The following is a 24,800-nucleotide window of genomic DNA, read 5'->3' as shown; positions in this document are numbered from 1 at the left end:
GACCAGCATGAACGCGCACGAACCCCGGCCCGCCTTCCACTTCACCGCCGGCGAAGGATGGATCAACGATCCCCTCGGTGTGACCTGGAAGGACGGCCAGTATCACCTCTTCTACCAGTACGTCCCCGGCCGCACTACGTGGGCCTCCAACTGCCACTGGGGCCACGCGACCTCCCCGGACATGATCGCCTGGACCGAGCAGGGCATCGCGGTCGCCCCAGGCGACGGGGACGACGGCGTGTGGTCCGGTTCCATCGCCATCGGCGCCGACGGTGCGGCCACCATGTACTACACCTCAGTGACCGAGCCTGACATCGGCATCGGCACCGTCCGGGCAGCCACCCCGGACGACCCCTCCTGGAACACCTGGACCAAAGGCCAAAAACTGATGACTGCGCCGGACCTGAACATCATCGCCTACCGGGACCCGTTCGTCTTCCGCGACGGCGAACAGTGGCGCATGTTCGCGGGCGCCGGGCTGGAAGGCGGCACCGCCGCCGCGGTCTCCTACAGCTCCCTCGACCTTTCCGAGTGGACGCTGGACGGCATCGCCGCCCAGCGCAGCGGAACCGAAACAGACCCCGTCTGGACCGGCACCATGTGGGAGTGCCCCCAGCTGTTCGAATCGACGGCTCCCACGTCCTGGTCACCTCCATCTGGGAAGACGACGTGCTGCACTACGTCGCCTACGGCGTGGGCACTTACGCCGACGGTAAGTTCAGCGCCCGATCCTGGGGCCAGCTCAGCTACGGCAAAAGCTACTACGCCCCCTCCTTCTTCAGGGACAAAGACGGCGCCCCGTCGCTGATCTTCTGGGTCCGCGGCGTGATCAGCCCCGAAGGACAATGGGCCAGCGCACTGAGCATCCCCCACACCCTGACCCTCGACGGTGACACCCTGGTGGCCACACCGCACACCGACCTCGCCGACTACTCCCAGCCTGTCCAGCTGGAGCAGATGATCGGCAACCCCTTGGAGACAGAGCTCAGCAACGGCGCGGACCTGCGCTGCACCGTCAGCGCGGGGACGGTCATCAGCCTCGCCACCCCGGCCGGTCCGCTGGCAACCCTCCGCCACGACGGGGAGGGCCTCGAAGTGACTGCAACCGGCAACCCGGACTTCACTAACGCATTCTTCCCAGCCGATGCCGAAAGCGCCGTGCGGGTCATCATCGACGCCGGCGTGCTGGAGATTTCGGGCCGGCAGGGAATCATGGCGGTCCCCCTGCCCATCGTGGACGCACCGGTGACACTGACCGTTAGCAACGCTTCCTCCCGGCAGCTGTTCACGATCCAACGGCCGCCAGCAAGCACCGCGGGCAACGGCCGGCAGGGTGCGTTGGCAGGACGGCCATGACCCTCACCCCTGCTTACCAGCGTCCGAACCCGGACGTTGTCGTCATCGGGGAATCCCTGATCGATGTGATCAGCACCGCGGCCGGACTCATAGAGTTTGCGGGCGGATCCAGCCTGAACGTTGCCTTCGGCCTCGGCCGCCTCGGGGCCAACACCGGGCTGCTGACGATCCTTGGCGGTGACCAGCGGGGCGAAGCAATCCGCCAGCACCTCGCTTCTGCCGGGGTCCAGCTGCTGCCGGGCGCTGTCCGCCTGAGCCGGACCTCCACCGCCATGGCCTCACTGGGCAGCTCCGGCTCAGCCCAATACGGCAACCATCACCAGGCACTGCAGACCTTCGAGGAAACGGCGCACTTCGCAACACTGGTGAAGCTCAGCGACGAAGACGGCGGCTGGCTGTACCCGGGGCTTTCAACACCTGAAGTGGCCGCCCGGATACTGAGCCTCGGAGTGGAAGTGGTAGCCGTGACGGCAGGAGCAGAGGGCTCAGACCTCTACACAAACTCATCTCACGTCCACATTGCCGCGCCGCATGTCAAGGCAGTAGACACCGTAGGCGCCGGCGACTCCTACATGTCCTCACTCATCGCCAGCCTCTTAGAGAATCCAACAGAGAAATTCGATCCGGTACATCTTGAAAGGGTTGGCAGGACGGCGGCCGCCGCAGCCGCAATCACCGTGACGAGGCACGGAGCTAACCCACCCACAACGAGCGAGCTCGAGGAGGTGCTGTCTGTTTCACTCGAAGAGGCGACGGACCCGGCAATGCGATAACGGACGTCACGAACACTAGGAAGGTTCCTGAAACCGTCATTGCCGACAGCGGATCCGACGACAGGCCGGATCCGCTGCAGTTGTTCGGGCATCATGCTCGGCTGGCCCAAGGTGAGGATGCTTCAGGGCTTTAGACCGATTAGCCCGGAGGGTACCGCTGTCCCGGTGGCCAGCTGGAGTACACCCCAGCCTGACAGAATTCATGTCTTGACGTTCGTCCGAGCCGTTTGGTGGGTTCCTGGATCAGGTTCCCATTCCCAGGTGTGCTCCGCCTGCCACATCGAGGGATACGCCGGTGATGTAGCGGTTGTCGGGGTCGGCAAGGAAAAGGATGGCGCGGGCGACTTCGTCTGGTTCGGCGAACCGGCGCATGGGAAGTTGCGCGGCGCGCTTGGCCCGGTTGGCGGCTGCATCCGGGCCCGAGTCCTTCGCGAATTGTGCCCACATGGGAGTGTTTACTGGGCCGGGCGCGATGGCGTTGACCGAGATGCCGTTGGGGCCGAGCAGCTCGGCGAAGGACCACATGATGTGGAGTACTGCGAGTTTGCTTGCGTTGTAGGGCAAGTAGTTGAGGCGGGCTTCTTTGGCTGCAACGGAGGAGAGGATCACGATGGCACCGGCAGTTCCGGTCCCAATCATTGATTGTGCGGTTTCCCGGACCATGGAGAACGTGCCGGAACCGTTGATCCGCATGATGGAGTCGAATTCTTCGGTCGTTGTTTTCATGATGTCCGGCGTGGCACCCAGGACTCCAGCTGCATGGACGAGCGCGTCGATGCGCCCGTACCTGGTTGTGATTTCACGGACGACTGTGGCGCATTGTTCTTCGGAGGTGATGTCGAGCGGGAAGAAGCCGGCCAGTTCCTGGCCCTCCTTCGCGCCGCGGTCGGCACCTATGACGATGGCCCCTTCGGCTGTGAGAGCGTCGACGACTGCATCGCCGATTCCGCCGCTTGATCCGGTCACCAGAACGACTTGGTCTTTAAGGCTCATCTGATAACTCCGCTTGTCCGTTGCTGCCCAGCGACTGGCTGGTGGGCTGCTCGTTTCATCTTTCCAGCTCCTTACTTGAGGTGTTTCAAAGGGTGTCCCCGCTCCGGGCGCGGCTGCTTCAGTGAGCGCCGCTCCGCGCCCTGACCTGCTGCCGCACTGTTGAAGCCAGGATTCGCTGCCGACCCCGGTCCAGAATGGCGCACGTGCCCGTGCTGCCTAGCTGTTGCCGCTCGTGGCGTGGCTGGCCCATTCCCGGCCTGCTTGTTCTTCTGTGGGCAGTCCCGAGGCGGCGAGGATCCGGTCGAGCAGCCTTTGGGTATGGACAGCTTCCCGGCCGGAGGTCAGTGGCTGCGCCCTGTCGGCGACCCGGTCCAGGAAATGGTGGACGGCGGCGGAGAATCCGAGCGTGTCGGTGGCCGTTGCCCAGCCGTACGCCTCGGCGCTGAGCTCGCGTGATGTGGTGACTCCCTGGACAGTGGTCGAGACGGTTTCCGGGGCCCTGACTTCCACGGTCTTGCCGTCGCCGTAGGCATCGAGTTTTTCGCTCCAGGCACCGGCTGTCCGGGCTGCCATGAGCACTCCGGTGTTGCCGGTGCTGAAGCGGATCATGGCCGCGACGCCGTCTTCCTCCCACGGGTCGTCACCGGCTGCGTGTGCCGCCACGTCCACAGGTTCGCCACCGCAGTACCAGCGGAGCAGATCGACCATGTGGATGGCGTTCTCGAACGTTGCGCGGTATTCCGATCCGGGGCGGTTCTTCTGGGCCACGCAGAAGGTAGCGCCTTTCGTGCCAAACAGCTCACGGCCGGCGGTGTAAACGGGGGCATAGCGGCGGTTGAAGTCGACCATCAGAATGCGGCCGCGCTCATCGGCCAGGTCCGCCAAACGTTCTGCCTCCTCGGTGGCCGGGGCCAGAGGCTTTTCGCAGAACACATCGACGTCGCGGTTCAGGCACAGTTGGACCGCGTGGGCGTGTTCGGAGCGGGGCGTTAGGACGAAGACTGCGTCCAGGTCCTGTGAATCCAGCATGTCCTCGACGGACTTGTATGCGGAGCCGAAGCCCCAGCGTCGGACCAGGCTGCCCGGATCCTCACGGCGGGACACCAAGGCAGCGAGCTCAACATCATCGCGTTGGACGAGCGTGGGCAATTGGGCAATGGTAGCGATGTTGCCCGCGCCGACGACGCCGACACGGAGCCGGTTGGTACTCATCGGGCGTTCCTCACTTCAGCGAGATCAGAAAGCATCGCGCGCAGCACGTCGACTGATTCCCTGAATCCGTCCTCGGGTGCGGGGAGGTCCTGCCGGTGCCAGCGGTACTCAAGTTCGATGCTCAGCACGTCATCGTAGCCGTGCTGCAGCAACGCGGCGAGGATTTGGGGCCAGGGAACGACTCCGCTTCCAACGACCCGGGACCGTACGGCCCGCTCTGAAGCGTTGACACGCGCTGTTTCCGTCGCGCGGAAGGCTGCGTTGGGGTCGGTGAACACAAGATCCTTCACGTGCACGTGACCGATCAGGTCGCCTTGAACAGCCATGGCCTGTTCGAACTTTTCGTCGTGGGTGAACGTGAGGTTCGCCTGATCGTACAGAACGCGGACGGCCGGGTGCGCGACTTCGCGGACCAGGGCTGCGGTTTCGGCTGCGGACTGGGTCATGGTGCCGAAGTGGTTCTCAACGCACAGCCGTACGCCTGCCTGTTCAGCTTCAGGTGCAAGGGTTTGCAGCGCATCCACGAGCTTTGCCCACCGCGGGGCGTGGTCGGAGTCTCCGGCGTGCCAGGATCCGGCGTAGACACGGACCCGGTCAGCCCCGACCATGTGGGCGGTTTCAATGGCGCCGCGGAATTCATCGACCGCGCCGCGCCACTCCTCGTCATCGAGGGAGTTGATGGCTGTGGTGTATGGCGTAAGGCCTACGATCGGCACGCCTTCGCTGTCGGAAGCCTTCAGTGCCTCCATCGCGGCGCGCCGGTCTCCCAGAGGCAACCCTGACAGGTAGTCGTCCTGGTAGATGACCTCCGCGGCGTCGAGGCCGGCGGCTTTGAAGAGCGCCAGTGCTTGGGGAACCGTGTGGTCTGGGGTTCCGAGTGTGTGACCTGCAAGCCGTATCATGGGTTGTCCTTTCTGGAAGTGTTTGGAGCCGCTGTCCAGTCCGCAGGACCGACCAGCCGCGGTGGGGCTGCGACGCGGGACCGGTCGACGATCTCCATCAGCAGGCCCCAGGGGGTAAGGAAGTAGGTCCAGCGGTTGCCGGCTACGCGCGGGCTGTCGCCGGCGACTTCTTTGCGCTCACCGAGCACCCGTACCCCAGGTGTTTCCTGGAGCACGGCGATCGCTTCATCGACGTCGTCCACGACGAAGCACAGGTGGTGTCCGCCGGCATCGCTATGCCGCGGAGGGGTTTCGCGCCGCTCAGCGCTGCTCCACTCGAAGAGTTCAATATTGAGGTTCGGGGGCAGGCGCAGCATGGCGAGCGTGAGTTTCGCATCTGCCGGGACGTCGAAGTTTGTGGGCATGAATTCTTCGTCGGGACCCCGCTCGGAGTGGTACAGTTCCTCGGCCCCGAGCACGTCGACGAAGAACCGGATACCTTCCTCGAGGTTGGGGACGGTCAGGCCGACGTGGTCCGTGTGCTGGAGCCCCGGCAGCCGCCGCAGTGTTTCTGCCGGGGCGCCATTCATTCGCGCGGTCATGTGCGCGGTCCCGAGGTGGAGCCACGGACCAGAAGTTCAGGTTCGAGGACGATGTGGTCCACGGAGCCGTCGATGTTCTGCTTTTCAGCCAGTTCGATGGCGATGTGTCCCATGTCGGCGATGGGTTGCCGGATGGTCGTCAGGGGAGGGTTGAAACGGGCCCCCAAAGCCAGACCGTCGAAACCGATGACCGACACGTCCTCCGGTACACGCACGCCGCTTCGGCCGAGGGCCGAGATTACCGCAAATGCCACCATGTCATTGGCCGCGATGATGGCGGTCGGCGGCTTCTCCATCTCGAGGAAATGCTCGGCCCCACGCGTGCCCGCATCCAGATCCGACCCGCTGTCCAGCACCACAGGTGCGCTGCCGCTCTCGGCGGACAGCTCCAGATACGCGTCCATCCGGTCCTGGGCGGTGTGCGTTCCGGCGATGCCGGAAACATAGCCGATCGAAGTGTGCCCCAGTGAATGCAGGTGGTCCAGCGCGAGCATGATTCCGCGGCGGCTGTCGACGGTGACCGTTGGGACCGCATCGTCCCCTTCCACCCGGTCGATCACGACCACCTTGTGGCCGAAGTCGAAGCGTTTCAGCGCCCCGGTATCGACCTTCGTGGAGGGCGCGACGATCCCGAAGGGGGCATACATGGCCTGCATGGCGATGAAGTATCCCTCAGTTTTGGCAGGGTCCCCATTGGTGACGCAGAGCAGCAGCTGGTAGCCGCGCTCGTCCGCCGCCTGCGTCATCGTCTTGGCAAGTTCTGCAAAGAACGGGTTGGTGATGTCAGGGACGATCAGCGGGATGAAGGTGCTGGTTTTTCGTCGAAGCGCCTGGGCGAGTGGACTCATCGTGTAGCCCAGCCCCTCGGCGACCCGGAGGATGTGCTCGCGGGTTTCACTTTTCACCGCTTCCGGGCGGGAGAATGCCCGGGAGACCGTGGACCGGTGGACACCGGCGGCTTTCGCGACTACGTCGATACTCAGATCAGGCATGTTCTCTTCCTCCGTGCTGGTCGTCATAGGCCTGCCAAATGGGGCGCATGACGTCTTCGAGCTGGGCCAGCGTCGGCAAGCCCTGGAATCCATCTTCCAGCGTCTGGGCGACCCGCCGCACGAACGGATCGTAAAGAGGGTCGCTGTCCACGTCGATCCTGGCGGACTCCGTGGTGCCATCGGCTGCGGTGAAGGTAGCAGAACCATCAGAGTTAACGGAGGCGTATCCTGCCTCACCAGCCGAGGTGTAGCTGCAGTAACGCTTCAGCGGGGAGCCAGGGAATGCGTATCCGACCTCCACGATGGCTTCGCGTCCCTCCGGCGTAGTGAGGATGAGACTGGCGTGGTCCTCCACGTCTCCGCCGTGCAACGTTGACGAAAGCCGGGACTGCACACGAACCGTGGTTGCGTCACAGCCCTGCAGGAACAGGTCCACGAAGTGGGGACCCAGGTTCGCCAGGCACCCTCCGCCCGCCTTGGCCGGGTCCAGCATCCACGCGTTGCCGTTATCGAGATAGCGGGACGGCGGTCCGGCAATAAATGAGATCCGCTGATATGTCGGCCGGCCGGCCTTGGCGAGCCACCGGTCGGTGGGGCCGCCCCGCTGGATCAGCGGGACAGTGGCAGGGACACCGGCTGCCTCGGCGGCTTTGCGCACCGCAGATAGTTCGGCAAGGGACGTTCCCAGCGGCTTTTCCACCACGAACGGAATCCCCCGTTCGATCAGGGCAAGACACTTCTCCGCCATGCCATCGTGCGGGCCAAAAACGTAGGCCAGCCCAATATCGGGGAGGTCAACCAGATTCCGCCAGTCAGCTTCCACCGGAGCCCCCCAGCCCTCAGCCAACCCCTGCACGAGGGACACGTCGTCGTCACTGACGCCGACGACCTGGTGCACTTCAGCGATGGCGTTTGCGTAGAGCGGAGTGTGCCAATGGGAAGCACCAAGAATGATTGTGCGTACGTTGGTCAACCGCGATACCCCCTTGTATGAGATCGGTTGCTGAGATCGGTTGCAATAACAGTATGGATGGTGGGAAAGTTTGTCAACGACACTTCAACAGTGGCCCAGGCAACAACGAGCATCAACACGCCTTGGCCCCAAGAAAGGCACACATGTACAAGAAACTTCGCACCCTGCAGACCATCGACGAATCCGGTGCCGTCCTCATCGTCCGCCTCGACAACGCCGACGTGGCAGAACGCGTTGCGGAAGCTGCCATCGCCGGAGGCTTCCGCGCCCTTGAAATCACACTGTCGATCCCGGGCGCCGTCGATGTAATCCGCCGACTCTCCGCCAGGCATGGGGCCAATGGAGTAGCGATCGGCGCCGGAACAGTGCTGGACGAGCACTCAGCCTACGAGTGCATCCGCGCCGGGGCTGAATTCCTGGTCAGTCCCCAGCTGAATCCGGCAATGATCCGGACAGCGAACCGGTACCAGATACCCACCATCAGCGGGGCCTACACACCCACTGAGCTTGTTAACTCCGCCGAGGCGGGCGCTGACATCCTCAAGCTCTTCCCCACCGAGGCCGGCGGCATCCCCTACGCCAAGTCTGTGCTCGCCCCGCTTGCGCATCTGCCGATCATGCCGGCAGGCGGCGTGACCGTGCAGAACGTAGGCGAATGGTTCGCGGCGGGCGTAGCAGGTGTCGGCGTCGGCAGCTACGTGACAAAAGCATGGCAGCCGGACGGCGACTTTAGCCGCGTCACCAAAGCCGCCGAGGAGTTCCTGTCAGCAGTGGCAGAGGCCCGACGATGACGATCCCCAGCGTCTTTATTGTTATTGGCCCGGCCGGCTCAGGGAAAACGACGGTCGCGCAGAAAACAGCAAAAGAACACAACGCGGCATACCTGGACAAGGACCGCGTATGCGGACGCTTCGTCGAGTTCGCGCTGAAGGCAACTGGACACGACCCCACCGACCGGGAATCCAACGACTACTACCGCGACAACCTGCTTCCCCTCGAGTACGAAACACTCATGGACATCGCCGGTGCCAACCTTCGCCTGGGCCGCTCCGTCGTACTCGACGCCCCTTTCGGAGCCTACTTCGACGAACCGGATTTTCTGACGCGCGCGGCAGAAAAGTTCCATTGGCCACCTTCTAAGACAACGGTGGTGCGGGTGAGGGTCCCCCAAGACCTTCTACGGGACCGGCTAACCCGCCGCGGCCTGGAACGAGACCAGTGGAAACTTTCCCACTGGGATGAGTACTGGTCCGTCTACGGGAGTTTGGAATGCGCATGGTCCGGCGTGCAGTACCTGGACTTCAACAACGAGACACCCCTTCCGGCAGAGGGGTGACGGCTCAACCGCCAGAGCAGCTCATTTCGGCCAGTTCTACGCGGGCCGCCCTTACAGCTTGCAGCAGAAATGGGCCACACCGCCCCAAATCCGACTGAGGCAGCACGTCTGCCTCCAGTGCACAAAGCGGTGGCCCTCCCCCGGAGGCGGCAACGCCAGAACCTGCGACGCGGCTCACGAAAAGACGTTGACAAGCCGCTTTTGTCGCGCTTAGTGTTGTTGCAACCGATCTCTGCAACCGATCTCAGCAACCGATCTTATTAGTTCCGGTGAAAAGCCGGAGGACCGATTGCCTCCGGTTCGATCCCTAACCCCTCCTCAGCAAACGTGAAAGTATGGAGAGTTCAATGAAGACCTCAAAAGATGCGCTCAACAGCTCGGGCCCTTCTGAATTTCCGGAAGTGCCGGAGCCGCCCCGGCGCTCCGTCAACATGGTGGCAGGCACGATCGGCCACTTTGTCGAGTGGTACGACTGGTACATCTACGGGCTGCTGGCAGCGGTGTTCGCGGGACAGATATTCCCAAGCGAGAACCCGTTCGCGTCCCTTGTCGCAGCGCTGCTCACCTACGCGGTCGGTTTCGTTGTACGCCCGCTCAGCGGAATCATCATTTCGCCGCTGGCCGACCGCTACGGCCGCCGGCTCATCCTGACGCTGTCCATCTCCGGGATGGCGCTCGGCTCTCTGATCATCGGTCTCACCCCTTCATTCGCGACGATCGGCTACGCAGCACCTGTTCTCTTTCTGGTTGCACGCATCCTCCAGGGAATCTCGGCCGGCACCGAGCAGCAGAGCGCCATCGCGTTCATGGTCGAACACGCTCCCGCGAACCGGAGGGGCCTGTTCGGCTCGTTCTCCAACATGGCAAGCGGCCTCGCGACCCTCGCCGCGACCGGTTCGGCCGCGATCGTGACATCATCCTTTGCTCCCGCCGAACTCGCAGCCTGGGGTTGGCGTATCCCCTTCGTTGTGGGCGGCGTCCTCGGCGTCGCCGGTCTCATCCTGCGGGCTCGCTCGGATGAGACCCCGGAGTTTGAGGCAGCTGCCCTCGTCGATCAAAAGTCCGCCTGGGCGCGGCTGAAGGACCTGCTTCGCGAACACCCGAAGGCTCTGCTCCAGGCAGCGGCGCTCTCTGCCCCGGCCGTGGCCTACTACACCTGGGCCACGTTTCTCCCCACCTATGCCAAGCTGACCACCGGCCGGGACCTGTCCTCCACCCTGGCCGGGAGCGTTATCGGGCTGGCCTTGCTCGTGGTCATCGTGCCGGTCTGTGGATACCTTTCGGACCGCCTCGGCCGCCGCAAGATCTTCCCCATCATCGGTGCCATCGGCATGATCGTGCTCTTCTACCCACTGCTTCTGCTGCTGAACCAGCCAGGCTTCTGGGTATACGTTCTGGTTTCGGCATCCGGGTGGGTAGTTCTCGGTATTTGGCAGGCCGTTTACCCGACAATCCAGGCCGAGCTGTTCCCGGCCTCAGTCCGGGTAGCAGGCATCGGTTTCGCGCACCAGATCGTCATCGCCGTCTTCGGTGGCACCGCACCACTTATCGCCGCTGCATTCGTCGGCGCCGGACAGCCCATGTTCGTTGCGTACTACATGATCGCCATTGTCACCCTCTCCCTCATCGTCTACTTCACGCTCCCCGAAACCGGCAGCAAGGGCCCGCGTGCCACCGTCGCACCGGCAGACCCCGAAGTGCTGGAAGGAGAGCACCTGCTCTTCGAGACTCCACACGGCGGGACCCAGGCGAACGGTTCCAAGCCGTAGACCTCCATCTCCTCCGCAACACTGCACATGAGGAAAGCCCTCGACCCGCTCCGGTCGAGGGCTTTCCCCTTCCCGGCTCCAAGATGAGGCACACCCCAACCTGACGTCAGGTAGGAGCCCCGGGGCAGTCAGAATAAGGCTGGGTTTCCCTTTACCCGACGAACGTAGAAAAAGTTCCTAGACCCAAAGTAACGCTTGAGGCCCCGACCCGACCCTGCGATTATGAGCAGCTGGCCGAAAGCATCAGTTGCCGCTCAAGCGGTCAGAAGCGGCCACGCGGCCCGGTCGGGAAACCACAGCATAGCCTCGCGGCTACCCAGGACATCAACGTGGAACCGCTCCGACACCTTGGATTTTGAGATGTCAAGATTTGTCAACATGCAGAAGTAAAAAAGCCCCTGACCTGCGGAAACACTGTGCCCGAGGTGGGACTCGAACCCACACACCTTTCGATACCGCATTTTGAGTGCGGCGCGTCTGCCAATTCCGCCACTCGGGCGCGGAATACGTTGAGCAACAAGGTACGCCCACAGCTGACTGTGAGCAACGCGATCGCTTCACGTACGCGGAATTACTCTACATGCAGATAGGCTGAATTCCAGAATCGCGCCGCCGACGCCGCGGATGACCATGCAAGCCAAGTACAGCCGCGGTGGCACCTAAGATAGTGATGTCCCGCCGTACCTTTTCAAGGAGATCCCGTGACTGAACAGACGGAGTCCAAGCCCACGTCCCAGCCGGCGCGCCGCGTCATTGTTGCCGAGGATGAGACCCTCATCCGCCTCGACATCATCGAGATCCTGCGCGGCGAAGGTTACGACGTCGTGGGTGAGGCGGACAACGGCGAGAAGGCCGTCCAGCTCGCTGAGGAACTCAAGCCGGACCTGGTCCTGATGGACGTCAAGATGCCCGTGATGGACGGCATCTCCGCAGCAGAGAAGATCGTGAAGGCCCGGATCGCCCCCGTGGTACTTCTGACCGCCTTCAGCCAAAAGGAACTCGTGGAGCGGGCCCGCGACGCCGGCGCCATGGCCTACGTTGTGAAGCCCTTCACCCCGGCGGACCTCATTCCGGCCCTGGAGATCGCCCTCTCCCGGCACGAGGAAATCAAGGCCCTCGAAAGCGAGGTTTCGGACCTGCAGGAGCAGTTCGCCACCCGCAAGCTCGTGGAGCGCGCCAAGAGCCTCCTCACCACCAAGATGGGCCTCACCGAGCCCGAAGCGTTCCGCTGGATCCAGAAGACCTCCATGGACCGCCGCCTGAGCATGCGCGAAGTCGCCGAGACCATCATCAACCAGGTCAACTAACCTCGGCGTCACGGCAGGTAACGCACGACGGCGGCCTGCCGGGTTCCTGCCACCCGACACCACCCCGCAGCCCAACGAAAAGGACCCCTGCCATCCGGCAGGGGTCCTTTTCGTTGTCAGAAAGGCTAAGCCTTCTTCTTCCTTTCCGGCCAGGGGCCGAGCTTTTCCTTGTTGCTGATGACGTCCCCCGCGCGGGTGGAGTCGGCAAGGTCGCCCACCTTGTGGACCTTCAGCGAGTTGGTGGAACCGGCCTTTCCGGGAGGGGAACCGGCGGCGATGACCACCAAGTCACCGTCCTGCACCAGGCCCATTTCCTCGAGGCTGCGGTCAACTTGCGCGGTCATGGCATCCGTGTGGTCCACCATCTGTACCAGGACCGGCTGGATTCCCCAGGTCAGCGCCAGCTGGTTCCAGACCTGCTCCACCGGGGTGAACGCGAACACCGGCTTGATCGGGCGCAGGCGGGACAGGCGGCGGGCCGAGTCGCCGGACTGTGTGAACGCACAGATGTACTTTGCGTCCAGCTGGTCGGCGATTTCGACGGCGGCACGGGTGATGGCGCCGCCACGGGTCTTGGGCTTGGTCCCCAGCGGGGGGACGCGCTCCAGGCCGTGGACCTCGGTGGACTCGATGATCCGGGCCATGGTCTTGACCGTGTCGATCGGGTACTTGCCCACGCTGGTCTCACCGGACAGCATGACGGCGTCGGCACCATCCAGCACGGCGTTGGCGCAGTCGGAGGCCTCCGCACGGGTGGGGCGCGGGTTGTCGATCATGGACTCCAGGACCTGGGTGGCCACAATGACGGGCTTGGCCCAGCGGCGTGCCAGCTCAATGGCGCGCTTCTGCACGATCGGCACTTCCTCCAAAGGAAGCTCCACGCCCAGGTCGCCACGGGCAACCATGATCGCGTCGAACGCGTCAATGATTTCCGGCAGCTGGTCAACAGCCTGCGGCTTTTCGATCTTGGCGATGACCGGCACACGTCGTCCTTCCTCGTCCATGATCTCGTGCACCCGCGTGATGTCCGAGGCGTCACGGACGAAGGACAGGGCCACCAGGTCCACGCCGCGGCGCATCGCCCAGCGCAGGTCGTCCTCATCCTTTTCGCTCAGCGCCGGCACGTTCACGGCCACGCCGGGCAGGTTGATGCCCTTGTTGTTGGACACCATGCCGCCCACGGTCACCTCGGCGACCACCTTGACGTCGTCGACAGCTACGGCGCGCAGGGCCACCTTGCCGTCGTCGATCAGCAGTGCGTCGCCCACGTTGACGTCCTCGGTGAGGCTCTTCAGCGTGGTGGAGCAGATGTCCTTGGTGCCGGGAACATCCTCGGTGGTGATGGTGAAGGTGTCACCGACGGCGAGGGCGTGCGGGCCGTCGACGAAACGGCCTAGGCGGATCTTGGGACCCTGGAGGTCGGCCATGATGGCCACGGCCTTGCCCAGGTCCGCTGCCGCCTTGCGGACGTTTTCGTAGGTGTTGTCATGCACGGTGTAGTCGCCGTGGCTCATGTTCATCCGGGCGACGTCAACACCTGCTTCCAGCACCGCGAGGGTGTTTTCATAGCTGGCAATCGCCGGGCCGAAAGTAGCCACAATTTTTGCGCGTCTCATATACCTACCCTATTGGTCACTTGCATTGGTTAAGTTGTCGCGGGGGTGAACTTCTGCCCGCAGGTGCAGCGCTAGAGGACGGCGATGGCGCGGTCCGTCGGCGCGACGGGAGCGGGAAGGATGGTGCTTCCCATCAGGTACTTGTCCACGGCGGCAGCCGCTGCGCGGCCTTCGGCGATGGCCCACACGATGAGGGACTGTCCGCGCCCGGCGTCGCCGGCCACGAAAACGCCCTCGGTGTTGGTCATGTAGTAGCCGTCGCGTGCCACGTTGCCGCGGCCGTCGAATTCGGCCTTCACCTGTTCGGTGATGCCCGCCGGCTCGGCGCCGGTGAAGCCCAGCGACAGGAACACCAGGTCCGCGGGGATGATGCGTTCCGTGCCGGCCTTAGGCAGGCGCTTGCCGTCAACGAATTCCGTCTCCGCGACCTTGACGCCGGTCAGCTTGCCGTCCTCGCCCACGAACTCGACGGTGGAGGCGAGGTATGTGCGCTCACCGCCTTCCTCGTGGGCGCTGGCCACCTCGAACAGGGTGGGGAACGTCGGCCAGGGCTGGTGCGCGGCGCGCTCGGCCGGCGGCTGCTTGCCGATGGCCAGCGTGGTCACGGACGCAGCACCGTGCCGGTGCGCGGTGCCGAGGCAGTCGGCGCCGGTGTCGCCGCCGCCGAGGATCACCACGTGCTTGCCCTGGGCGTGGATCTGGTTTTCGATGGTCTCCCCCGCCACGGCGCGGTTGGCCGGCACCAGGTAGTCCATGGCGAAGTGGATGCCGTCCAGGTCCCGGCCCGGGATGGGCAGGTCGCGCGGAACGGTGGCGCCGGTGCACACCACGACGGCGTCGTAGCGGCGCCGCAGCTGCTCCCACGTCACGTCGGTGCCGACGGCGACGCCGGTCCGGAAGCGGGTGCCTTCCGCCTTCATCTGCTCGACGCGGCGGTCCACCTGCTCCTTTTCCATCTTGAAGTCCGGGATGCCATAGCGGAGCAGGCCGCCGATCTTGTCATCGCGTTCGTAGACGGCAACGGTGTGGCCCACGCGGGTGAGCTGCTGGGCCACGGCCAGGCCGGCAGGGCCGGAGCCTACGACGGCGACCGTCTTGCCGGTGAGGCGCGCCGGCGGCAGCGGGTGGACCCAGTTGTTGTCCCACGCTTCGTCGATGATGGACACCTCAACCTGCTTGATGGTGACTGCAGGCTGGTTGATCCCCAGCACGCAGGACGCCTCACAGGGGGCGGGGCAGAGCCGGCCGGTGAATTCGGGGAAGTTGTTCGTGGCATGCAGCCGCTCGATCGCTTCCTCGCCCTTGTCCCGCCACATGAGGTCGTTCCACTCGGGAATCAGGTTGCCCAGCGGGCAGCCCTGGTGACAGAACGGGACGCCGCAGTCCATGCAGCGGCCGGCCTGGGCCTTCAGGGTGCCCTTTTCCTGCGCTTCGTAGACTTCCTTCCAGTCCATGATGCGGACAGGAACGGGACGGCGCGGCTGGGTTTCACGCTGGCGTACTTTCAGAAATCCGCGTGGATCAGCCACCGGTCACCTCCAGGATTCGAGACCATACTTCTTCGCCGTCGGGGTCAAGGCCCTCTTCGATGGCGTCGAGACGGGTTTGCAGCACGGCCGCGTAGTCGCGCGGCAGCACCTTGGTGATGCGGGCGGCGGTGTCGTCGAAGTTCTCGAGGAGGCGCGCAGCCAGCTGGGAGTCAGTTTCTTCAACGTGCTTGACCAGCAGGCCGTGCACAATGTCGCGGTCCTCGGCATCCAGCTCGCGGAGCTGGAGTTCGCCGGACTGCAGGGCGTCCTTGTTGACCTTGGCGGTATCCAGGTCCAGGACGTACGCGGTGCCACCGGACATGCCGGCGCCGAAGTTGCGGCCGGTGCGGCCGATGATCAGGGTCTGGCCGCCGGTCATGTACTCGCAGCCGTGATCGCCAATGCCTTCGACGACGGCGGTGGCACCGGAGTTGCGGACCAGGAAGCGTTCGCCCACCTGGCCGCGCAGGAACATCTCGCCGCTGGTGGCGCCGTAACCGATCACGTTGCCGGCGATGACATTGGTCTCCGCCTTGAACACATTGGTGCGGTCCGGGCGGACGATGATCCGGCCGCCGGAGAGGCCCTTGCCCACGTAGTCGTTCGAGTCGCCGTACAGCCGCAGGGTGATGCCTGCGGGCAGGAACGCGCCCAGCGACTGGCCGGCAGTGCCGTTCAGCGTGACGTCGATAGTGTCCGTGGCGAGCACGTCGGTACCAAAGGTCCTGGTGACCACGTGACCGAGCATGGTGCCTACGGAGCGGTCTGTGTTGATGACGTCCACGGTGATCTTCACCGGGCTGCGGTCCGTCAGGGCCTCAGTGGACATGGTGATCAGCCGCTGGTCGAAGTGCTTGTCCAGCTCGTGGTTCTGGCCGGTCATGTTGCGCAGCGGAGCGTCGTCGTCGAACTCGAGCCCGTGCAGGATCGGGTCCAGGTCCAGGCCGTCGGCCTTCCAGTGGTCGATCGCGTCGCGGGTGTCCAGGACCTCCGCGTGGCCGATGGCCTCTTCCAGGCTGCGGAAGCCCAGCTCGGCCAGGATCTCGCGGACTTCCTCGGCCAGGAACTCGAAGAAGTTGACCACGAACTCGGGCTTGCCGGTGAACCGGGCGCGGAGCTCCGGGTTTTGGGTTGCAACGCCCACCGGGCAGGTGTCCAGGTGGCAGACGCGCATCATGATGCAGCCTTCCACCACCAGCGGGGCGGTGGCGAAGCCGAACTCCTCGCCGCCCAGCAGGGCTGCGATCACAACGTCGCGGCCGGTCTTCAGCTGGCCGTCAACCTGCACCACCACGCGGTCGCGCAGGCCGTTGAGCATCAGGGTCTGCTGCGTCTCGGCGAGGCCGAGCTCCCACGGGACACCGGCGTGCTTGAGCGAGTTCAGCGGCGAGGCGCCGGTTCCGCCGTCGTGGCCGGAGACAAGCACGACGTCGGCCTTCGCCTTGGTCACGCCGGATGCCACCGTGCCGATCCCGACTTCCGACACCAGCTTCACGTGGACGCGGGCCGAGGGGTTGGCGCGCTTGGCGTCGTAGATGAGCTGCGCCAGGTCCTCGATGGAGTAGATGTCGTGGTGAGGCGGCGGGGAAATGAGGCCGACGCCGGGGGTCGAGTGGCGGGTGCGGGCCACCCAGGGGTAGACCTTCTGCGCCATCAGCTGGCCGCCTTCGCCGGGCTTGGCGCCCTGGGCCATCTTGATCTGGATGTCGTCGGCGTTGGTCAGGTAGAGGCTGGTCACGCCGAAGCGGCCGGAGGCGATCTGCTTGACGGCGGAGCGGCGCTCCGGGTCCATCAGGCGGTCCACGTCCTCGCCGCCCTCACCGGTGTTGGACTTGCCGCCCAGCCGGTTCATGGCGATGGCCAGCGTTTCGTGGGCCTCCTGCGAGATGGAGCCGTAGCTCATCGCGCCGGTGGAGAACCGCTTGACGATGCTGGAGACGGGCTCCACTTCCTCGAGCGGAACCGCCGGGCGCTCGTTCTTGAACTTGAGCAGGCCCCGCAGCGTCATCAGGTTGCTGGACTGGTCGTCCACGCCCTTGGTGTACGCCTTGAAGATGTCGTAGCGGCGTTCGCGGGTGGCGTGCTGCAGCCGGAAGACCGTCTCCGGGTTGAACAGGTGCGGTTCGCCGTCACGGCGCCACTGGTACTCGCCGCCGCCCAACAGGGGGCGGTGGGGCTGCTCGATGCCGCCCTCGGGGTACGCCATCTGGTGGCGTGCCGAGACCTCGGCGGCGATGACGTCCAGGCCCACGCCGCCCAGCTGGGAGTGGGTGCCGGCGAAGAATTCGTCCACCAGCTCCTGGCCGAGGCCAAGTGCTTCGAACGTCTGGGCGCCGGTGTAGGACGCCACGGTGGAGATGCCCATCTTGGACATGATCTTCAGGACGCCCTTGCCGAGGCCCTTGATCAGGTTGTAGACGCCGTCCTGCGGGGTGACGCCGGTGACGTCTCCGGCAGCGATCAGCTGCTCCACGGATTCCATGGCCAGGTAAGGGTTCACGGCGGACGCGCCGTAGCCGATGAGCACGGCCACGTGGTGCGTTTCGCGCACGTCGCCCGCCTCGACCACCAGGGCGGTCTTGGTGCGGTTGGCGCTGCGGAGCAGGTGGTGGTGCACGGCGCTGACCAGGAGCAGGGACGGGATGGGTGCCCACTGCGCGTTGGAGTCACGGTCCGAGAGCACGATGTACTGCACGCCGCGGTTGATGGCGCCGGAAACCTGCTCGCAGATCTCGGTAAGCCGGGAACGCAGGGCGTTCTCGCCGCCCTCCGGGCGGTACAGGCCGCGCACCCTCATGGCCACGCGGTTGCCGTCGGCGTCCTCGATGTTGGCGATCTTGGCCAGCTGGTCGTTGTTGATCACGGGGAACGGCAGCTGGACCTGCGGCTGGCGGACCTGCTTGGTATCCAGCAGGTTGCCGGTGGGGCCGATGGCGCACGTCAGGGAGGTGACCAACTCTTCGCGGATGGCGTCCAGCGGCGGGTTGGTGACCTGCGCGAAGGACTGCACGAAGTAGTCGAAGAGCAGCCGGGGGCGCTTGGACAGCACGGCAACCGGGGTGTCGGAGCCCATGGCGCCCAGCGGCTCGGCACCGGTGCGGGCCATCGGGCCCAGCAGGATCTTCAGTTCCTCGGTGGTGTAGCCGAAGGTGCGCTGGCGGATGTTCACGGACGCGGCGGTGTGGACCACGTGCTCGCGCTCGGGAAGGTCGTTCAGGTCGATCAGGTTGTCCTTGACCCAATCCGCCCACGGGTTGGCAGCGGCAACCTCTGCCTTGACCTCTTCATCATCGATGATGCGGCCGGCGTCGGTGTCCACCAGGAACATCTTGCCGGGCGAGACGCGGCCCTTCTTGACCACCTTGGAGGGTTCGACGTCGATGACGCCCACTTCGGACGCGAAGACGATCAGGCCGTCTTCGGTGATCCAGAAGCGGCCGGGGCGCAGGCCGTTGCGGTCCAGGGTTGCGCCCACGAGGTTGCCGTCGGTGAAGGACACGGCGGCGGGGCCGTCCCACGGCTCCATCAGCAGCGAGTGGTACTCGTAGAACGCGCGGCGGGCCGGATCCATGGTGGCGTGGTTTTCCCATGCCTCCGGGATCATCATCATGATCGCGTGCGTGATGGGGCGGCCGGAGAGCCACAGGAGTTCCGCCACCTCGTCGAAGGAGGCGGAGTCGGAGGCGCCGGGCGTGCAGATGGGGTACAGCTCTTCGGGCGCGTCGCCGAGCAGCGGGTTGGCCAGCTGGGACTGCCGTGCGCGCATCCAGTTGCGGTTACCCTTGACCGTGTTGATCTCGCCGTTGTGGGCGATGGTACGGAAGGGCTGCGCCAGCGGCCAGGACGGGAACGTGTTGGTGGAGAAGCGCGAGTGGACAATAGCCAGCTTGGTCTTGAAGCGCTTGTCCGAGAGGTCCGGGTAGAACGGCTCCAGCTGGGCGGTGGTGAGCATGCCCTTGTACACGATGGTGCGCGAGGACAGCGACGGGAAGTAGACGCCGAACTTGTTCTGGGCGCGCTTGCGGATACGCCAGGCGCGGGCATCGAGTTCGTTGCGGTCCAGTTCCTCGCCCGTGGCGGACGCGAGGAAGGGCTGGGAGAAGTAGGGCATGCAGGCGCGGGCCATCGCGCCCACCAAGTCGGCGACGACGGGCACTTCGCGCCAGCCGAGGACCTTCAGGCCCTCGTCTGCGGCGAGGCCCTCGATGCCGGCTTTCGCGGCATCGGCTTCCCGCTGTTCAGCAGGCAGGAACGCCGTGCCGGCCACGTACTGGCCGGGAGCGGGAAGTTCGAACTCGGTGACCGCCCGGAAGAACTCGTCCGGGATCTGCATCAGGAGGCCGGCGCCGTCACCGGTGCCTTCATCGGCGCCCACGGCACCACGGTGCTCGAGGTTGCGCAGGGCGGTGAGTGCGGCGTCAACGATGTCGTACCCGGGTTCGCCGCGGAGCGTTGCGATGATCGCAAGGCCGCAGGCGTCCTTCTCCTGCTCGGGGTTGTAGAGTCCGGCGGCCTCCGGCAGGGCTGCGAAGCGCTTGAACGGCGACAAGGCAGCCTCGGGCTGATCCGGTTCGGACCAGCTGGGAGTGTGCAGAGTTTGGGTCATGGAAGACGTCCTTCCTCCTGATCGTGCGTATGGAAGGGACACCGTTGGCCCCACTCGTCAGGCCCCAGATGATGGGCACAACAAAGTGTTACTACATGGAAATTGTAGGTCAGCCCGGCCTGCTGAACTAACGGTTACAGAGGCCCCTGCCCAAGGCTCCAGCCGGCAGCAGCTCTATGCTGCGCGGGTGGGGCCCCATGCCACGACATTGTGGTTCCGGGAGCTCCGAGCGGTGGCTCTGCTGCCCTCGTGTGGCCGGCGCTTACTTGCTGGTGCCGGCCTCCGATGCGGATCCTGTGGCTGTGCTGCCGGAGTGTCCGGAAGCCGTGGCATCCGTCCCGGGCTTTGCGCCGGAGGGTGCCGCCGTGGCCTCTTCCGTGGGGGCGGAATCGGGCCTGGAACCGTTTTGGTTATCAGGGAGATTATCACGCGCTTCACTATCTGAGACAACCGGGTCCGTATGACGGACCCCGTCTTCAGTGGCCCCAGCGTCGGCGGTGACGGCCGGTTCCGCCGGTTCCCGCCCCGGAAGATAGACCGTGTCGGGCTCCGGGCGGCCCTTCCTGCCCAGCAGGATGAAGACCACCAGCGCAGTCACAAAGACGAAAATACTGGTCCAGACATTGAGCCGGGTGGTGAGGCCGAAGAGCGAGATCTGCTCCGCGTCGTCGATCCGCATGGCCTCAATCCACACCCGTCCCAGGGTGTAGTACATGGCGTACAGCCAGAACAGCCGGCCGCGGCGGAAGTTGAACCTTCGGTCCAGGACGAGCAGGAGCGCGACGCCGGCAAGGTTCCAGAGCGATTCATACAGGAACGTCGGGTGGAACAGGGTCCCGGCGGGAACACCCGCGGGGAAGTTCGCGTTGTCAGCGTCGATCTCCAGGCCCCACGGCACCGTGGTGGGCCCGCCGAAGAGTTCCTGGTTGAACCAGTTGCCCCAACGGCCAATGGCCTGGGCCAGCAGCAGGCCCGGCGCGGCGGCGTCCATGAAGGCGGGGAGCCTGACGCCTGCACGGCGGCAGCCGATCCACGCGCCCAGGACGCCGAGCACCACGGCACCCCAGATTCCCAGGCCGCCGCGCTGGATCTGCGGGATGAGGGAAAGGTCGCCGGTGCCGTCGAAGCCGGGACCGAAGTAGGCGTCGGGCGACGAGAACACGTGGTACAGGCGGCCGCCGATGATGCCAAACGGAATGGCCCAGACCACGATGTCCCATACGCTTCCCTCAGGCGCGCCGCGCTTGGCCCAGCGGACAGAGGTCAGCCAGAGACCCGCCACGATGCCCGCCAGGATGCAGAGGGCGTAGGCGTGGATGCGCAGCGTCCCCCACGGCAGGGGGATGTCGAATCCGGACCAGTCCGGGCTGGGAATGCTGGCGGGTACCAGGGCTGCTGCCTGGAGGAGGCTCTGCATTGGTTAGGCTTCTTCCCTGGCAAGTCCGGAGCTGAGCTCCCTGGCAAGGGAGCCGACGGCGTCCACGCCGCCGGTACCCAGTGCTGACACCAGTGCGGTGCCTACAATGACGCCCTCGGCGTAGGCGGCTATTTCGCGGACCTGGTCGGCGTTGGAGACGCCCAGGCCTACGCAGACGCGCTCCGCCCCGGCGGCGTGCGCCGCGGCCACGACGTTCCGGGCGGCGGTGCTCACCGAGGAACGGGCGCCGGTGACGCCCATGATGGAGACGGCGTAGACGAAGCCGCGGCTGGCGTCGACGGTCCGCTGCATGCGCTCGGCAGTGGACGACGGCGCAACGAGGAACACGCGGTCCAGCCCGTACTTGTCCGAGGCGGCCATCCATTCGTCGGCCTCGTCCGGGATGAGGTCGGGCGTGATGAGCCCGGCTCCCCCGGCTTCGGCCAGGCGGCGGGAGAATTCGTCCACGCCCATCCGGACCACGGGGTTCCAGTACGTCATCACCAGGACGGCGGCGTCGGTCTTGCTGGTGATGCCGGCGACCACGTCGAAGACCTGCCGGACGGAGAAGCCGTTGGCCAGCGCCTGCGTGGTGGCGGCCTGGATGACCTGGCCGTCCATTACGGGATCGGAGTACGGGATGCCGACTTCGATCAGGTCGGCACCGTTCTCCGCGAGGGCGATGCCCGCGGCGATGCTTTCCTCCACTGTGGGGTAGCCGGCAGGCAGGTAGCCGACGAGCGCTGCACGGCCTTCGGCGCGGGCCTTGTCGATGGCCGCCGCCGACTTGCTGGTCGTCTGTGCCTTGCCCGTCATCTGCGCGCTGCTCACAACTGCTCTCCCTCTTTGCCGATTTCCGATTCCGCGGAATCCTTGTCCAACAGGTTGAACCACTCGGCGGCGGTAGCCACGTCCTTGTCGCCACGGCCGGACAGGTTCACGATCACGATCTTGTCCCGTGCGGCAGCGGCGTCCCCAGCGGCGAGGCGCTGGCCCACCTTGATGGCCCCGGCCAGGGCGTGCGAGGACTCGATGGCCGGGATAATGCCCTCCGTGCGGCAGAGGAGCCGGAAGGCCTCCATGGCCTCGCTGTCCGTGATGGGCTCGTAGTTCACCCGCCCGATGTCGGCGAGGTAGGAGTGCTCCGGCCCCACACCCGGGTAGTCGAGGCCCGCGGAGATGGAGTGCGACTCGATGGTCTGGCCGTCGTCGTCCTGCATGAGGTAGGAGCGGGCGCCATGGAGGACGCCGGGCTTGCCCAGCGTGATGGTGGCGGCGTGGCGTCCGGTGTCCACGCCGTCGCCGCCGGCTTCGAAGCCGTAGATCTTGACCGAGGGGTCATCGAGGAAACCGTGGAAAATGCCGATGGCGTTGGATCCGCCGCCGATGCAGGCACACACCGCGTCCGGGAGGCGCCCTTCCTGCTCCAGGATCTGCGCGCGCGCCTCTTCGCCGATGACCTCGTGGAAGTAGCGGACCATGGCGGGGAACGGGTGGGCTCCCGCAGCGGTGCCCAGCAGGTAGTGGGTGTTGTGCACGTTCGCCACCCAGTCGCGCAGGGCCTCGTTGATGGCGTCCTTGAGGGTCTGTGAGCCGCTGGTGACGGGAATAACGGTGGCCCCCAGCAGTTCCATCCGGGCCACGTTCAGCGCCTGGCGGCGGCAGTCCTCGGCGCCCATGTAGACTACGCACTCCAGCCCCATCAGGGCGGCGGCCGTTGCGCTGGCCACGCCATGCTGGCCGGCGCCGGTTTCGGCGATGACGCGGGTCTTGCCCATGCGCTTGGCGAGCAGGGCCTGGCCCAGCACGTTGTTGATCTTGTGCGATCCGGTGTGGTTGAGGTCCTCGCGCTTGAGGAACACCCGCACGCCCCCGGCGTGATCGGAGAACCGCTTGGCTTCGGTCAGCAGCGAGGGGCGGCCCGAGTAGTTCTTGTTCAGGTCCGCGATCTGCGCCCGGAATTCGGGATCGTTCTTCGCCTTGTCGAAGGTCTCCTCGAGTTCGTCCAGGGCCGCGATCAGGGACTCGGGCATCCAGCGTCCGCCGTAGCTGCCGAAGTACGGCCCCGGGGCGTGCCGGAGGGAGCCTTCCGCCAGGAATGCGTCCGCGGCCTTGTTGTCAGCGTTTCCTGAGGGTACGTCGGCCATCAGTCCCGTCCTGTTCGAAGTTGATCGGTCAAAAGTTTGGTCCGGCCGGGGCCGGGATGAGTGCCGGGCATCGCTGCCGTTCGTCCACGGCCGTGCAGCCGCGAGGAGGACAGCGCAGCAGGTCAGCCGCGGGCGGCGATGGCGGCCGCGCCAGCGGCCGTGAACTCCGCGATCCGCTCCCGCGGGGTGGAGTGGCTTACCAGCGCCTCCCCCACCAGCACCGCGTTGGCGCCGCTGGCGGCGTAGTGCGTGACATCGTCGGCGTCCCGGACGCCCGATTCCGCCACTACCAGCGCCCCGGACGGAATGCGTCCGGCGAGCGATGCGAACAGGGAACGGTCGACGTCGAGGGTCTTCAGGTTCCGCACGTTGACGCCGATGACGCGGGCGTTGGCCGCGGCGGCGCGGTCGATTTCCTCTTCGGTGTGCGTTTCCACCAGCACGTTCATGCCGAGCTCGGCGCTGAGGGCGCTGAAGTCGTTGAGCTGGGCGTCGGAAAGTGCCGCGACAATAAGCAGGACGAGGTCCGCGCCGTGGGCGCGGGCTTCCCAGATCTGGTACTCGTCCAGCGTGAAGTCCTTGCGCAGCAGGGGGACGTCGACGGCGGCACGGACGGCATCGAGGTCCGCCAGGGACCCGTTGAAGCGGCGCTGCTCGGTGAGGACGCTGATGACGGAAGCCCCGCCGTCGGCATACTGCCGGGCGAGGGACGCGGGATCGCCGATGCTGGCAAGGTGGCCCTTGGAGGGGCTGCGCCGTTTGATTTCCGCAATGACCTTGAGCTCTTTGCGGTCCCGTGACGGACCGCCCAGGGCGGCCCAGGCATCCCGGGCAGGCGCAACGGATTGGGCCAGGTCCTTTAGTTCAGCCAGCGAAACGAGGCGCTTCCTGGCCTCCATGTCCTCCCGGACACCGGCATTGATGTCGTCGAGAACAGTTGCCATCAGTGGCCGGAGTTCTTCAGCTTGCTGCCTTCGACTCCGTAGCCGGCCTTGCGCATGACGTAACCGAGGATGAGGCCGACCACCATCACGCCGGCCCCGGCGATGAAGATGGGGGTGCTGGCGATGACGAACGCGATCGATGCGATGAGCGCGCCCACCAGCATGGTGATGACACAGGTCCAGGCTGCCGGGCTGTTGCCGTGGCCGAGTTCCTGGCTGTGGTCGATGGCGCCGGGGGCTACCGTGCGGGTGCCGGACTTGGAAACGGACGCAGGTGCTTTGCTCATGGAAAATCTCCTCAGGATGAATACTGCTTACATTCTGCCATTTTTTGGGCCGTGACCGTT

At 65.4% G+C, this 24,800-nt stretch carries 21 protein-coding genes and 1 tRNA gene; 7 read left to right on the top strand and 15 right to left on the bottom strand.

From position 1 onward, the window contains the following. The first annotated feature begins 7 nt into the window (after positions 1–7). Genes AC5RUO_RS18095 through AC5RUO_RS18085 form a run of 3 tightly spaced genes read left to right on the top strand, consistent with a single transcriptional unit; the run spans position 8 to position 2,129 of the window. A complete protein-coding gene (locus AC5RUO_RS18095) occupies positions 8–808 on the top strand; it encodes a glycoside hydrolase family 32 protein (RefSeq protein WP_494104229.1) in 801 nt (266 codons plus the stop codon). Next, positions 694–1,356: a glycoside hydrolase family 32 protein gene (locus AC5RUO_RS18090; protein WP_494104244.1), complete on the top strand. Its 663-nt coding sequence runs from the start codon at positions 694–696 to the stop codon at positions 1,354–1,356. The genes AC5RUO_RS18095 and AC5RUO_RS18090 overlap by 115 nt, the downstream gene beginning before the upstream one ends. Next, positions 1,353–2,129 (top strand): PfkB family carbohydrate kinase, encoded by a 777-nt coding sequence (locus tag AC5RUO_RS18085; RefSeq protein WP_494104228.1) that lies wholly within the window; start codon positions 1,353–1,355, stop codon positions 2,127–2,129. The genes AC5RUO_RS18090 and AC5RUO_RS18085 overlap by 4 nt, the downstream gene beginning before the upstream one ends. Before the next feature lie 243 nt (positions 2,130–2,372). On the opposite strand, the gene AC5RUO_RS18080 is transcribed toward AC5RUO_RS18085, so the two are convergent. From AC5RUO_RS18080 to AC5RUO_RS18055, 6 genes are all read right to left on the bottom strand, one after another. Next, positions 2,373–3,095, bottom strand: coding sequence for an SDR family NAD(P)-dependent oxidoreductase (locus AC5RUO_RS18080; RefSeq protein ID WP_494104227.1), 723 nt, complete (start codon positions 3,093–3,095; stop codon positions 2,373–2,375). A gap of 243 nt (positions 3,096–3,338) precedes the next feature. Further along, the gene (locus AC5RUO_RS18075) at positions 3,339–4,334 is read right to left on the bottom strand and encodes a Gfo/Idh/MocA family protein (protein ID WP_494104226.1); all 996 of its coding nucleotides are present in this window, start codon (positions 4,332–4,334) and stop codon (positions 3,339–3,341) included. Next, entirely contained in the window at positions 4,331–5,236 is a 906-nt protein-coding gene (locus AC5RUO_RS18070; protein ID WP_494104225.1) for a sugar phosphate isomerase/epimerase family protein, read from the bottom strand. The genes AC5RUO_RS18075 and AC5RUO_RS18070 overlap by 4 nt, the downstream gene beginning before the upstream one ends. Next, a complete protein-coding gene (locus AC5RUO_RS18065) occupies positions 5,233–5,817 on the bottom strand; it encodes a VOC family protein (protein WP_494104224.1) in 585 nt (194 codons plus the stop codon). The genes AC5RUO_RS18070 and AC5RUO_RS18065 overlap by 4 nt, the downstream gene beginning before the upstream one ends. Next, positions 5,814–6,809: a LacI family DNA-binding transcriptional regulator gene (locus AC5RUO_RS18060; RefSeq protein ID WP_494104223.1), complete on the bottom strand. Its 996-nt coding sequence runs from the start codon at positions 6,807–6,809 to the stop codon at positions 5,814–5,816. The genes AC5RUO_RS18065 and AC5RUO_RS18060 overlap by 4 nt, the downstream gene beginning before the upstream one ends. Next, positions 6,802–7,782, bottom strand: coding sequence for a Gfo/Idh/MocA family protein (locus tag AC5RUO_RS18055; RefSeq protein WP_494104222.1), 981 nt, complete (start codon positions 7,780–7,782; stop codon positions 6,802–6,804). The genes AC5RUO_RS18060 and AC5RUO_RS18055 overlap by 8 nt, the downstream gene beginning before the upstream one ends. 143 nt (positions 7,783–7,925) lie before the next feature. Between AC5RUO_RS18055 and AC5RUO_RS18050 the strand changes: the two genes are divergently transcribed. From AC5RUO_RS18050 to AC5RUO_RS18040, 3 genes are all read left to right on the top strand, one after another. After that, on the top strand, positions 7,926–8,573 hold the full coding sequence (locus tag AC5RUO_RS18050; protein WP_494104221.1) for a bifunctional 4-hydroxy-2-oxoglutarate aldolase/2-dehydro-3-deoxy-phosphogluconate aldolase: 648 nt from the start codon (positions 7,926–7,928) through the stop codon (positions 8,571–8,573). Beyond that, complete coding sequence (locus tag AC5RUO_RS18045) at positions 8,570–9,118, top strand: P-loop nucleotide/nucleoside kinase family protein (protein ID WP_494104220.1); 549 nt, start codon at positions 8,570–8,572, stop codon at positions 9,116–9,118. Before AC5RUO_RS18050 ends, AC5RUO_RS18045 begins: the two co-directional genes overlap by 4 nt. A gap of 347 nt (positions 9,119–9,465) precedes the next feature. Next, positions 9,466–10,887: an MFS transporter gene (locus AC5RUO_RS18040; protein WP_494104219.1), complete on the top strand. Its 1,422-nt coding sequence runs from the start codon at positions 9,466–9,468 to the stop codon at positions 10,885–10,887. A 417-nt stretch (positions 10,888–11,304) separates the two neighbouring features. Here the strand turns inward: AC5RUO_RS18040 and AC5RUO_RS18035 are convergent. Further along, positions 11,305–11,386 (bottom strand) — tRNA-Leu (locus AC5RUO_RS18035). A 202-nt stretch (positions 11,387–11,588) separates the two neighbouring features. On the opposite strand from AC5RUO_RS18035, the gene AC5RUO_RS18030 reads away from it, so the two are divergent. Continuing rightward, positions 11,589–12,194, top strand: coding sequence for an ANTAR domain-containing response regulator (locus tag AC5RUO_RS18030; RefSeq protein WP_009358190.1), 606 nt, complete (start codon positions 11,589–11,591; stop codon positions 12,192–12,194). A gap of 125 nt (positions 12,195–12,319) precedes the next feature. Here the strand turns inward: AC5RUO_RS18030 and pyk are convergent, their stop codons facing one another. The 8 genes from pyk to AC5RUO_RS17990 form a co-directional block, all read right to left on the bottom strand. After that, a complete protein-coding gene (pyk, locus tag AC5RUO_RS18025) occupies positions 12,320–13,810 on the bottom strand; it encodes a pyruvate kinase (RefSeq protein ID WP_494011075.1) in 1,491 nt (496 codons plus the stop codon). 71 nt (positions 13,811–13,881) lie between these two features. Beyond that, positions 13,882–15,339, bottom strand: a complete 1,458-nt coding sequence (locus AC5RUO_RS18020; RefSeq protein WP_494011074.1) for a glutamate synthase subunit beta — start codon at positions 15,337–15,339, stop codon at positions 13,882–13,884. Continuing rightward, entirely contained in the window at positions 15,332–19,945 is a 4,614-nt protein-coding gene (gltB, locus tag AC5RUO_RS18015) for a glutamate synthase large subunit (protein ID WP_494011073.1), read from the bottom strand. Before gltB ends, AC5RUO_RS18020 begins: the two co-directional genes overlap by 8 nt. Before the next feature lie 262 nt (positions 19,946–20,207). Beyond that, positions 20,208–21,362, bottom strand: a complete 1,155-nt coding sequence (gene lgt, locus AC5RUO_RS18010; RefSeq protein WP_494011072.1) for a prolipoprotein diacylglyceryl transferase — start codon at positions 21,360–21,362, stop codon at positions 20,208–20,210. Between the two features lie 3 nt (positions 21,363–21,365). Beyond that, complete coding sequence (gene trpA, locus AC5RUO_RS18005) at positions 21,366–22,178, bottom strand: tryptophan synthase subunit alpha (protein WP_494011206.1); 813 nt, start codon at positions 22,176–22,178, stop codon at positions 21,366–21,368. 11 nt (positions 22,179–22,189) lie between these two features. Further along, positions 22,190–23,509, bottom strand: coding sequence for a tryptophan synthase subunit beta (gene trpB, locus AC5RUO_RS18000; RefSeq protein ID WP_494104218.1), 1,320 nt, complete (start codon positions 23,507–23,509; stop codon positions 22,190–22,192). 122 nt (positions 23,510–23,631) lie between these two features. Then, the gene (gene trpC, locus AC5RUO_RS17995; protein WP_494104217.1) at positions 23,632–24,453 is read right to left on the bottom strand and encodes an indole-3-glycerol phosphate synthase TrpC; all 822 of its coding nucleotides are present in this window, start codon (positions 24,451–24,453) and stop codon (positions 23,632–23,634) included. After that, a complete protein-coding gene (locus AC5RUO_RS17990) occupies positions 24,453–24,740 on the bottom strand; it encodes an HGxxPAAW family protein (RefSeq protein WP_494011069.1) in 288 nt (95 codons plus the stop codon). Before AC5RUO_RS17990 ends, trpC begins: the two co-directional genes overlap by 1 nt. Positions 24,741–24,800 lie beyond the last annotated feature (60 nt).

This window comes from Arthrobacter sp. Y3221087 (assembly GCF_059089905.1).
The sequence above is the reverse complement of the archived record's forward strand: the minus strand, read 5'-3'. Positions and strand labels throughout refer to the sequence as shown.

Coding starts and splice junctions, on each gene's coding strand:
- AC5RUO_RS18095 (WP_494104229.1), top strand. CDS start 8: ATGAACGCGCACGAACCCCGGCCCGCCTTCCACTTCACCGCCGGCGAA.
- AC5RUO_RS18085 (WP_494104228.1), top strand. CDS start 1,353: ATGACCCTCACCCCTGCTTACCAGCGTCCGAACCCGGACGTTGTCGTC.
- AC5RUO_RS18075 (WP_494104226.1), bottom strand. CDS start 4,334: ATGAGTACCAACCGGCTCCGTGTCGGCGTCGTCGGCGCGGGCAACATC.
- AC5RUO_RS18070 (WP_494104225.1), bottom strand. CDS start 5,236: ATGATACGGCTTGCAGGTCACACACTCGGAACCCCAGACCACACGGTT.
- AC5RUO_RS18065 (WP_494104224.1), bottom strand. CDS start 5,817: ATGACCGCGCGAATGAATGGCGCCCCGGCAGAAACACTGCGGCGGCTG.
- AC5RUO_RS18060 (WP_494104223.1), bottom strand. CDS start 6,809: ATGCCTGATCTGAGTATCGACGTAGTCGCGAAAGCCGCCGGTGTCCAC.
- AC5RUO_RS18050 (WP_494104221.1), top strand. CDS start 7,926: ATGTACAAGAAACTTCGCACCCTGCAGACCATCGACGAATCCGGTGCC.
- AC5RUO_RS18045 (WP_494104220.1), top strand. CDS start 8,570: ATGACGATCCCCAGCGTCTTTATTGTTATTGGCCCGGCCGGCTCAGGG.
- AC5RUO_RS18040 (WP_494104219.1), top strand. CDS start 9,466: ATGAAGACCTCAAAAGATGCGCTCAACAGCTCGGGCCCTTCTGAATTT.
- pyk (WP_494011075.1), bottom strand. CDS start 13,810: ATGAGACGCGCAAAAATTGTGGCTACTTTCGGCCCGGCGATTGCCAGC.
- gltB (WP_494011073.1), bottom strand. CDS start 19,945: ATGACCCAAACTCTGCACACTCCCAGCTGGTCCGAACCGGATCAGCCC.
- lgt (WP_494011072.1), bottom strand. CDS start 21,362: ATGCAGAGCCTCCTCCAGGCAGCAGCCCTGGTACCCGCCAGCATTCCC.
- trpA (WP_494011206.1), bottom strand. CDS start 22,178: ATGACGGGCAAGGCACAGACGACCAGCAAGTCGGCGGCGGCCATCGAC.
- trpB (WP_494104218.1), bottom strand. CDS start 23,509: ATGGCCGACGTACCCTCAGGAAACGCTGACAACAAGGCCGCGGACGCA.
- trpC (WP_494104217.1), bottom strand. CDS start 24,453: ATGGCAACTGTTCTCGACGACATCAATGCCGGTGTCCGGGAGGACATG.
- AC5RUO_RS17990 (WP_494011069.1), bottom strand. CDS start 24,740: ATGAGCAAAGCACCTGCGTCCGTTTCCAAGTCCGGCACCCGCACGGTA.